Origin of the sequence: Kineococcus arenarius subsp. arenarius (assembly GCF_050871845.1) — a bacterium.
Classification (GTDB): Bacteria; Actinomycetota; Actinomycetes; order Actinomycetales; family Kineococcaceae; genus Kineococcus.
On record NZ_JBJLSE010000049.1, the window covers coordinates 19,490 to 29,667 of the forward strand.

Below are 10,178 nucleotides of genomic sequence, written 5' to 3' on the forward strand. Positions count from 1 at the left end.
CGGGTGAGTCTAAGAGCTGAGTCGTAATGCTGCGTGACTCAGTACCGGTGATGTGACGAGCTGGCGCTCGTCGTCTGCGCAGTCCCGCGTGGTCCCCGTAGGCGGGGTCTCATCGGGGGTCTCGCAGGTCTCACCGGCGCGTCCGGCAGAGGCCACCCCACGGCGGGGAACTGCCACGTTCACTGAACGCCTCGACCCCCGACGGGGCCTAGGCGGGCGAGGTGTGGTTGACCGGACCAGGGCCTCTTGCTGCCCTGCCAGCAGGCGCGCGAGCGCGCCCGCAAGAGTGGGATCGACCGCCGCGCTCGCGGGATCGGTCGGATTCGTGAGCGTGACGCACGCGCCCATCGCAGCGGAGACCAGGTCGCGATCACCGTGGATGCCGCAGGCACAGGCGTGCACACGCTGGGCGAGGGGCTTCTTGACCCGGGCCAGGCACGGGCACGTCTGCGACAAGGCGGTGGTGCGGGCACTGACCCGGGCCAAGCCCCCGCCGCAGGCGGTGGTCTCCGCTTCCAGGGCCGCGATCAGGCGCCCGGGGGTGAACAAGCCCATCGCCTTGCCCCACCGGCGCACCCACGCGCTCATCGCCAGGTCCTCGATGACCAGGCGCGCTCCGTGCCGGGCGACGATGCGTTCGGCGACGTCGCGGGCGCGCGCGTCGCGGGCACGGACCTGCCCGCGGGCCGCTTCACCGTGCTTCGCGCGGATGGTGCGGTAGGCGGGAGTGAGCGTGTCGCGCCGGTACGCCTGTCGCGGGATGCCGTTCGTGCCGGCCACCCGTGCGCCCTTGGGAAGATGGACGGTCCGCGCCGTCAGGCCCCGTGCTTCGCGCCGGGCGGCGCGCTGCGCTTGGCCGGGCGAAGGTGCGTACTGCTGCGCGTTGGCGACCCGGCGGGAACGTTCCAGCTTCCTGGCCCGTGCCGCCGCCTGCTGTGCCGCCCGCGCCGCGGCGGCGCGCTGGGCGGGCGTGACGCTGAGGTGGTCCGCGCGCAGGTCGCGGGCGTGCAGGCGCTGGTCCACCGCGCCGGTGCGCGGTGCGAACGAGACGACGGCGACGTTCGAGACGTTCGCGTCCACGCCCGCCAGTCGTTCACCGGCTGTAGCGCGTACGGTTTCGCGGGCAGCGGCGCGGGCCGGACTGGTCCAGCCGCTCTTGAGCACCATCAGGTGCGCGTAGTAGCGCCAGCCACCGCTCGCGCGGAAGTCCTGCACCCGCACCAGGTCGATCTTGTGCCAGGCACTGGGATCGGCGAGGAAGTGCTCGATGCGCGCCCACTGCCCGAGCCCCTGCGGCAGGCGGACCGGCAGCACGAGATCGCCCGCAGGCAGGCCCGTGAACACCACGGCCAGTGGCCCGTCGTAGTTCCACCAGCCCCCGCGCGGTTTGACGGGTGCAGACAGGCGAGCGGGCTGGGTGATCGCCGAGCGCGGCGGAGCGTTCCGGGTCGGGCGGTAGGCGGCCGAATGCGCTTCCAGGGAACCGACCAGGCGGAACGTCTCCCAGGTTCGCTGTTTCGTGTGGGAACGGGCGCGGCCGGGGATGCGGGTGAAGTCGAACCACTGCCCGATCCGCACCCGCCCTTGCCTGTTGCCTGCATCGTCGCGAAACAGGTTCCGCTCGCACGTGGCCCACACCTGATCCGCCAGGTGCATCGCCAGCGCCTTCGTCAGGTGCTGACGCATCCACACGGACTCGTCCAGGTGCCGGTAGGCGGCGGCTTCCAACCTCGCACGGTTCAAGCCGAAATGCTCGCGTGCAGCCTTGGCGTCGATCTGGCGCAAGTGGTGCGAGGCCCAGTACGCGTCCTGACGGGAGCGGGCGGTGGACTGCACCGCGCGACGAAGCTGAAACGCCGCGGCGAACATCTTCTCCACCCACCCACGGGTCTGCGGAGCGGTGCAGTCCAATTCCAGTGCGATCACCGCGGTCGCGGCGTCAGGGTCGCGCCGCCAGTTCGCCTGCTTGGAGGCACCACGCCGCTTCGGCGACACCGCAGGCGCAGTGGTCGCAGGCGCAGTGGGCTCGGACGGCGGCGCTACGGGCGCGTTCATGCCTGCCGACACCGTCCCCACGACCACGCACCGCAGCCTAGAGCAGGGCACCGACACGACGCGGCAAGCCGATCACTGCGCCCGTGGGCGCAGCACGTCCACGGTACGGAACGTGCGATGGCAGCAACTGAGCGTCCTGACCGGCTTGAGCGAACGCGCCCTGGCCGAGCTGACCGGCCGCATCGCGAACAGCACGTCAACCTCGCCCCAGCGCCGCCAACGAGGTCGACCACGGACGCTGCCACCGGCACAACGCATCCTGCTGATCGCGGCAGCGCTGCGCACGAACCTCACCACCCGCCAGCTCGCGGCCGTCTTCGACCTGACCCGGTCGATGGTGCAGCGCGTCGTCACCGACATCACGCCCCGCCTGGCCGCGCTCGACCTGGCTGGGCCCACCGCGCATGGGCGCCGCTGCGTGGCCGTCCTGGACGGCACCCTCATCCCCGTGCACGACCAGACGCTGACGGCACCGAGCAAGGACTACCGGCGCAGCATCACCGTGCAAGTCGTGGCCCGCCGCTGCGACCGGCTCGTTACCGCCTTGAGCACTCCCTGGCTCGGCAACTGCAAGGACATCGTCGTCGCCCGCGCCGAGCGCGAGAGGCTGCGTGTGGACCGAGCACGCGAAGTCCTCGCCGACGGCGCGTACCTATCCCTCACCGGCATCAACACACCGGCCCAAGACTCGACCGGGCGCATCATCCGCGACCACGCGTGGAGCCTGCACCGCAGACGCCGCGCCAGCACCGAGCACGTCATCGCCCGCCTGAAGGACTGACAGGTCCTGCGTCAGTGCCGCCGACGCGCACCGACTGTCCCTGCGGTGATCACCGCCGTAGCTGCTCTCTACAACACCCACCAGACCGATTCACAACTCACCTGTTAGGACGGGCCCACCAGCAGCTGCGTGGCGGCGAGCTCCCGGTACAGGGGCGAGCGCTCCAGCAGCTGCGCGTGCGTGCCCGAGGCGGTGGCGCGGCCGTCCTCCAGGACGACGATCTGGTCGGAGTCGACGACCGTGGACAGCCGGTGCGCGACGACGACGAGGGTGCGCCGGTCGGCGGCGGCGGCCAGCGCCTCGCGCAGCAGGGCCTCGTTGCGGGCGTCGAGGCTGGCGGTGGGCTCGTCCAGGAGCAGCAGCTCCCCGGGCGCCAGCAGGGCGCGGGCGATGGCCAGGCGCTGGCGCTGGCCGCCGGAGAGCAGCACGCCGCGCTCGCCGACCTCGGCGGCCAGGCCCGGCCCGCGCTCGGCGAGCTCGCGCAGCCCGACGGCGTCCAGGGCGGCGAGGACCTGCTCGTCGGTGGCGTCCGGCGCGGCCAGGACGAGGTTCTCGCGCAGGGTGCCGGCCAGGACGGGGGCGTCCTGCTCCACGTACCCCAGGCGGGCGCGCAGCGCGGGCAGCGGGAGCTCGCGCACGTCCACGCCGTCCAGGCGCACGCCGCCGGCGGAGACCTCGTGGAAGCGCTCCACGAGCGAGAGCAGGGTGGACTTGCCCGCCCCCGAGGGGCCCACGAGCGCGGTGCGGGTGCCGCGCGGCACGGCGAAGCTCACCCCGCGCAGGGCGGGGGTGCCGTCGGGGTAGGAGAAGGCGACGTCGTCGAACTCCAGCAGCGGCACGTCCCCGGTCCGCTGCGCGGGCACGGCGGCGGGGCGGGGCTCGTCCTCCTCCACCGGCAGCGCCAGCACCTCCTGCACGCGGGTCAGGGCCGCGGCGCCGGCCTGCACGACCGTCCAGGTCTGCACGAGCTGGCCCAGCGGGGCGACGAGGGTGAACAGCAGCAGCACGAAGCCGACGAGCTCGGCCACGCTCGTGGCACCGGCGGCGACGCGGGCCCCGCCCACGCCCAGGACGGCGACGAAGGCGCCCTGCACGGACACCTGCATCGCCGGGCCCAGCAGGGCCCGCACCCTCGAGGCGCGCACGGCGGCGTCGCGGGCGCGGCGGGCGGCGGCGAGCACGCCGTCCAGCTCGCGGTCGGTGGCGCCGCTGGCGCGCAGGGTGCGCAGCGCCCCCAGCACCCTGCCGACCGCCGAGCTCATCGCACCCACCTCGGTCTGGGTGGCCAGGGTGAGCCGGCCCAGCCGGCTGGAGGCGATCGCGATGGCGGTGCCGGCCACGGCGACCGCGACGAGCGTCACCGCCAGCAGCACGGGGTCCAGGACGGCCATGAGCACGACGGCGCCCAGGAACGTCAGGACGGTGGCGAGCAGGTCGAACAGGCCGGAGGTGACGACGGCGGCCAGGGCGGTGGTGTCGCCGGACACCCGGGAGAGGAGGTCCCCGGAGGCGCGCGCGTCGCGCGCGGCGACCGTGAGGCGGGCCAGCCGGGTCACCAGGGAGGTGCGCACGCCCAGCACGACGCCGGCACCGGCCCGTTCCAGCAGGTACTGCCGGGCGCCGTCGGCGAGCGCGCCGAGCAGCACCACCGCCACCAGCAGCGCGGCCACGGGTGCGAGGGGCGAGCCGTCCTGGACGACCCGCACGACGGCGGCCACGGCCAGCGGCTGGGCCAGCGCGGTGGCCGCGCCGACCAGGGAGAGCAGCACGGCGACGGCGATCGCGGTGCGGTGCGGGCGCAGGTGCGGCACCAGCAGCCGGCCGGCCTCGCGCAGCGGCAGGACCTCGGGGGTCTCGGGGGCGCTCACGGGCGCAGTGTGGCCGGGTCGGCCGGTGCTGCGCGTCCGCCGCTCGTCGCCGCCGGCATCCGGCGAACGGGGGCGTGTCCGGTTCGTGATCGGGGACACGCGCGCAGCACCGGGGGCGTGGGCCATCATGGGCGCACGTCCGGTGCGGCGAAGCGGCCGCGCCTGAGAGGAGAACACCGATGACCGTCCTCACCCGCGCTCGCCGCCTGGCGCTGCTGGCCGGTGGCCTCGGACTGGCGCTCGCCGCGAGCGGCTGCGCCACCGCCGAGGAGGCCGGGGTCGACGAAGGCACCGGCGCCGGTACCGGCACCGACGTCACCGGGGCCGAGATCGACTGCTCCCAGTTCGACCAGTTCGGCGACAGCCTCGACGGGACCGAGGTGGAGGTCTACACCTCCATCGTCACCCCCGAGGACCAGCCCTTCATCGACACCTTCGCGCCGTTCACCGAGTGCACCGGCATCACGGTGAACTACAACGGCACCAAGCAGTTCGAGGCGCAGCTGCCGGTGCGCGTGCAGTCCGGCAACGCCCCGGACATCGCCTTCCTGCCGCAGCCGGGCCTGCTGGCGCAGATGGTCTCCACGGGGCAGGTCGTGGCCGCCCCGGACGCGGTGGCCCAGAACGTCGAGGAGTACTTCAGCGAGGCCTGGCGCGACTACGGCTCCGTCGACGGCACCCTCTACGCCGCCCCGCTGGGCGCGAACACGAAGTCCTTCGTGTGGTACTCCCCCTCGGCGTTCGAGGAGGCCGGCTACGAGGTCCCGGAGACGTGGGACGAGCTCATCGCCCTGACCGACCGGATCGTGGCGGACGACCCCGACACCAAGCCGTGGTGCGCGGGCATCGGCTCCGGCGAGGCCACCGGCTGGCCGGCCACCGACTGGCTGGAGGACGTCGTCCTGCACGAGCTGGGCCCGGACGTCTACGACCAGTGGATCGCGCACGAGATCCCGTTCAACGACCCGCGGATCGTCGCCGCGCTGGACCGCGTCGGCTCGATCCTGCGCAACCCCGACTACGTCAACGGCGGCTTCGGCGACGTGGCCTCCATCGCGACGACGACCTTCCAGGACGCCGGCGTCCCCATCACCCAGGGGAACTGCTGGCTGCACCGGCAGGCGTCCTTCTACCAGGCCAACTGGCCCGAGGGCACCGAGGTCGCCGAGGACGGCGACGTCTTCGCCTTCCCGTTCCCGCAGATCGGCGAGTCGGCCGGCAAGACGGTCGTCGGCGGCGGTGAGTTCGTCGCCGCGTTCGCCGACCGGCCCGAGGTGCAGGCGCTGCAGTACTACCTGTCCACCCCGGAGTGGGCGAACCTCAAGGCCCAGGCCACCGGCCCCGGCTGGCTCAGCGCCAACACGGGCCTGGAGCTGGACAACCTCGCCAGCCCGATCGACCGGCTGGCCGCCGAGCAGCTGCAGGACGAGTCGGTCACCTTCCGCTTCGACGCCTCCGACCTCATGCCGGCAGCCGTCGGCGCGGCGGCCGAGTGGAGCGAGCTGACCGCGTGGATCGCCGCCGGCCAGGACACCCGGACGACCCTCGACAACATCGAGGCCGCCTGGCCCGCCAGCTGACGCTCCCTGTGGGGCCGGGCACCGCGCGGCGGTGCCCGGCCCCTCCCTCGCCCGCACCTCGTTGAGGAGGTCCCCCGGTGGATTGGCTGCTCGACGCCGACAGCACCGCGCACAAGCTCGCCCTCATGGTCTTCGCCGTCCTCGCCTTCGTGGTGGTGATGGGCGCCATCCTCTTCGCCGTCGACAAGCCCAAGCGGGTCCCCACCTGGGTGGTCGTCGCCGGCTTCGTCGGCCCCGCGCTGCTGCTCGTGACGATCGGCCTGGTGTACCCGGCCCTGAACACGCTGTGGTTGTCGCTGAAGTCCCCGGACGGCAGCACGTTCGTGGGCCTGGACAACTACGAGCAGGTGTTCACCAGCGACGGCCTGCAACTGGTCCTGCGCAACACCGTGCTGTGGGTGGTCCTGGTGCCGATCATCTCCACCGCGTTCGGGCTGATCTACGCCTACCTGGTGGACCGGACCCGCTTCGAGTCCCTGGCCAAGGCGCTCATCTTCCTGCCCATGGCCATCTCGGGGGTGGCCGCCGGCCTCATCTGGCGGTTCGTCTACGAGTACCGCCCGGACCAGCCGGGCATCGAGCAGATCGGCCTGCTCAACCAGCTGCTGGTGTGGCTGGGCCTGGAGCCCTACCAGTTCCTCCTCCACCAGCCGTGGAACACGTTCTTCCTCATCGCCGTGATGATCTGGATCAACGCAGGTTTCGCCATGACGGTGCTGTCGGCCTCGATCAAGGCGATCTCCGACGACATCGTGGAGGCGGCACGCCTGGACGGGGCCACCGCCTTCCAGATGTTCCGCTCGGTGACCGTGCCGAGCATCCGCCCGGCGCTGGTCGTGGTCCTCACGACCGTCGCCATCAGCACGCTGAAGGTGTTCGACATCGTGTACGTGATGACCGGCGGCCAGTTCGGCACGTCGGTCGTGGCCAGCGAGTTCTACTCGCAGTCCTTCCGGCAGTTCAACCAGGGGCTGGGTGCGGCGCTGGCCGTCCTGCTGTTCGTCCTGGTCGTCCCGATCATCGTCTACAACGTGCGGCAGATGCGCATGGCGGAGGAGGTCCGGTGAGCGGGCAGGCCGACACCACGCGGGTCGTCACCAACCCCACCGGGGAGATCGAGGCCCGGCCCCGCAAGCTCACTCGCGCCGAGAAGCGGGCCGTCGCCGCGAAGAACCGGCTCAGCTCGCCGGCCGCCTCCGCGATCGCGCTGCTCATCGCCGCGCTGTGGACGGTGCCCACCCTGGGCCTGCTCGTCACCAGCTTCCGGGTGGAGAGCGACATCCAGGCCGACGGCTGGTGGAACGCCTTCACCCGCCCGCTGTTCACCGGCTACAACTACGCCTCCGCGCTCGAGACGGGGCTCGGCGACAACTTCGTCAACACCCTGGTCATCACGATCCCGGCCGTGGTCATCCCCATCACGCTGGCCCTGCTGGCGGCGTACGCGTTCGCCTGGATCCCCTTCCGGGGTCGCGAGGTGCTCTTCGTCGCCGTCTTCGCCCTGCAGGTGGTGCCCCTGCAGGTCACGCTCATCCCGCTGCTGACCCTGTACGTCGACATCGGCATCGACGGCTCGTTCTGGACGGTGTGGCTCTCGCACACCATGTTCGGCCTGCCCCTGGCGATCTTCCTGCTGCACAACTTCATGAAGGACGTCCCGGCGTCCCTGGTGGAGGCGGCGCGCATGGACGGCGCCGGGCACGTGACGGTCTTCTTCAAGGTGCTGCTGCCCCTGCTGGTCCCGGCCATCGCCGCCTTCGGCGTCTTCCAGTTCCTGTGGGTGTGGAACGACCTGCTCATCGCCCTGACGTTCGCCGGCGGGGACGCGACCCCGCTGACGTCCGCGATCGCCGACCTGGCCGGGACCCGCAACAACGCCTGGTACCTGCTGGCACCCGGCGCGTTCCTGGCGATGGCCGTGCCGGTGGCCGTGTTCCTCGGCCTGCAGCGCTTCTTCGTCCGCGGCCTGCTGGCCGGGTCCGTCAAGGGCTGAGGCACCCTCAGGGCCGCCCGGCGCCGTCCGGGCGCGGGCGGTCCTCGGGGTGGGCGCGCAGCGCCACGACGGCCACGTCGTCGCCGGGCTCGGGCACGGCCCGCTCCAGCAGCGCGTCGACGAACTCCTCCAGCGGCAGGTGCGCCAGCTCGCCGACCACGGCGAGCAGCCGGCCGAGCCCGGTGTCCAGGGTCTCGTCGCGCCGCTCGACGAGGCCGTCGGTGTAGAGCAGGACGGTCGCCCCCGGCACCAGCGGCGTCTCGTGGTCGCCGCGGTCCAGCTCGGGCGCCAGCCCCAGCAGCAGGTCGGCGGGGGCCTCCAGCAGACGCGGCGCGCGCCCGGGCTCCACGACCAGCGGCGGGGGGTGCCCGGCGTTGGACCAGTGCAGGGTCCGCATCCCCGAGGCCCGCTCGGCCGGCGTCTGCTCCACGCGCGCCAGGACGGCGGTGGCCAGGGTGCTCACCCCCAGCCGGTGCAGCGCCCGGTCGAAGACCGCCATGATCTCCCCCGGCGGGTCGGTCACCGCCTGGGCGACGCCGCGCAGCACCCCGCGCATCTGCGCCATCTCGGCGGCGGCCACCTTGTCGTGGCCGGTGACGTCGCCGATGACGATGGTGGTCGAGCCGTCCCGGGTGAGGAAGGCGTCGTACCAGTCCCCGCCCACCTGGGCGTCCTGCGCCGCCGGCAGGTACCGGACCGCGATCTGCAGGTGGTCCGGCTGCGGCGGTTCGGTCAGCAGCGAGCGCTGCAGGGCCTCGGCCAGCGTGCGGGTGGCACGCGCGCGGCGGCGCTCGTCCTGCAGGCGGCGCACCCGGTCCAGGGCCTGCGCGCACTGGGCGGCGAAGGCCTCCAGCAGCCGCAGCTCGTCGTGGTCCGGGGGCTGCGCCTCGGCCCAGCCCACCGCGACGGCCCCCAGCGGCTCCCCGCCACCGGTGGACAGCGGCAGCGCCGCCCACGCCGGCAGCTCTGGCGCTCCGGGCAGCGGCACGGCGGCCGCGTACCGGCACCCCTCGCCCGCCACCACCACCTGCCCGCGCGCGGCGGCGGCGACCGGGGTCTCGGAGCTCAACGGCACGCGCGCCGTGGGTGCGCTCGCCGCCGGGCCCCCTCCCCCGAGGAACGTCAGCGACAGCTCGGCGCCCTCGCGCAGCGCCACCACGACGGCCTCGGCGCCGGTGGCACCGCGCCCGTGCCGGGCGACGTGCTCGAGCAGCTCCGGCACGGTCTCGACGGCGGCGAGGGCGGAGGCGGCAGTGGCCAGGCCCGCGAGCCGGCCCGCGGTGCGCCGCTCGCGCTCGCCGGAGCGGCGCAGCTCGGCGTTCAGCTCCTCCAGCTCGCGGGTGCGCTCGAACAGGTCGCCCTCGACCTGCTGGACCCGCTCGGACCACTGCTTGCCGGCCGCGACGGCGCTGCGGGCGGCCTCGCGATCGCGCACGTAGTCGGTGATGTCGTCCGAGCGGTGCAGCAGGAGGGCCACCTCGCCGTCCTCGCCGAGGATCGGCACGTTGCGCGGGCTCCAGAAGCGCTCCTCGAAGCCGCCGCCGGGGACGGGGATGTCGTACTTCTGCAGCGCCATCGTCTGGGGGCGCCGGGTCTCGCGCGTCAGCTCCAGCGACGCCCGGAGGTTGCGCAGGCCGTCGGCCGCCGGGTCGTCGGGGTTCATGGGGAACACCTCGAAGAGGTGGCGGCCGACCTGCTCCTCCAGCGTCGTGCCCGTCGCCTCCAGCCGGGCGCGGTTGGCGTGGACGATCACGAGGTCGGGCGTCAGCAGCAGGAAGGGCGCAGGGGCTTCGTCGAAGACCTTCGCGTAGTCGGGCTCCGGCAACGCGTCCCCCACCTCGGTGCTCACTCCCGACCCCTCCAGCCCGCGACCCTCGTCGCGCGGTGCGCGCACCGCGCAC

The 10,178-nt window shown here is 73.3% G+C and carries 7 protein-coding genes; 4 read left to right on the top strand and 3 right to left on the bottom strand.

Translation table 11 applies throughout. The annotated features are described in order from the left end of the window. Positions 1–9: 9 nt before the first annotated feature. Positions 10–2,082 (bottom strand): transposase, encoded by a 2,073-nt coding sequence (locus ACRYM0_RS12770; RefSeq protein ID WP_432505623.1) that lies wholly within the window; start codon positions 2,080–2,082, stop codon positions 10–12. Here ACRYM0_RS12770 and ACRYM0_RS12775 point away from each other — a divergent pair. Continuing rightward, positions 2,054–2,836: a transposase family protein gene (locus tag ACRYM0_RS12775; RefSeq protein WP_432505625.1), complete on the top strand. Its 783-nt coding sequence runs from the start codon at positions 2,054–2,056 to the stop codon at positions 2,834–2,836. The genes ACRYM0_RS12770 and ACRYM0_RS12775 overlap by 29 nt on opposite strands. A 104-nt stretch (positions 2,837–2,940) precedes the next feature. Here the strand turns inward: ACRYM0_RS12775 and ACRYM0_RS12780 are convergent, their stop codons facing one another. Next, on the bottom strand, positions 2,941–4,704 hold the full coding sequence (locus tag ACRYM0_RS12780) for an ABC transporter ATP-binding protein (protein ID WP_432505627.1): 1,764 nt from the start codon (positions 4,702–4,704) through the stop codon (positions 2,941–2,943). 179 nt (positions 4,705–4,883) lie between these two features. On the opposite strand from ACRYM0_RS12780, the gene ACRYM0_RS12785 reads away from it, so the two are divergent. The 3 genes from ACRYM0_RS12785 to ACRYM0_RS12795 all read left to right on the top strand — a co-directional run bounded on the left by ACRYM0_RS12785 (position 4,884) and on the right by ACRYM0_RS12795 (position 8,277). Continuing rightward, on the top strand, positions 4,884–6,284 hold the full coding sequence (locus ACRYM0_RS12785) for an ABC transporter substrate-binding protein (RefSeq protein ID WP_432505629.1): 1,401 nt from the start codon (positions 4,884–4,886) through the stop codon (positions 6,282–6,284). Positions 6,285–6,361: 77 nt separating this feature from the next. Continuing rightward, positions 6,362–7,351, top strand: coding sequence for a carbohydrate ABC transporter permease (locus tag ACRYM0_RS12790; RefSeq protein ID WP_432505631.1), 990 nt, complete (start codon positions 6,362–6,364; stop codon positions 7,349–7,351). Next, entirely contained in the window at positions 7,348–8,277 is a 930-nt protein-coding gene (locus ACRYM0_RS12795; RefSeq protein WP_432505633.1) for a carbohydrate ABC transporter permease, read from the top strand. Before ACRYM0_RS12790 ends, ACRYM0_RS12795 begins: the two co-directional genes overlap by 4 nt. A gap of 7 nt (positions 8,278–8,284) precedes the next feature. Here ACRYM0_RS12795 and ACRYM0_RS12800 read toward each other — a convergent pair. Next, the coding region (locus tag ACRYM0_RS12800) for a SpoIIE family protein phosphatase (RefSeq protein ID WP_432505635.1) at positions 8,285–10,178 on the bottom strand (1,894 nt) is incomplete at its 5' end.

Bases quoted from the DNA above. Each gene is read 5' to 3' on its own strand.
- ACRYM0_RS12785 (WP_432505629.1), top strand. From the start codon at position 4,884: ATGACCGTCCTCACCCGCGCTCGCCGCCTGGCGCTGCTGGCCGGTGGC.
- ACRYM0_RS12775 (WP_432505625.1), top strand. From the start codon at position 2,054: ATGCCTGCCGACACCGTCCCCACGACCACGCACCGCAGCCTAGAGCAG.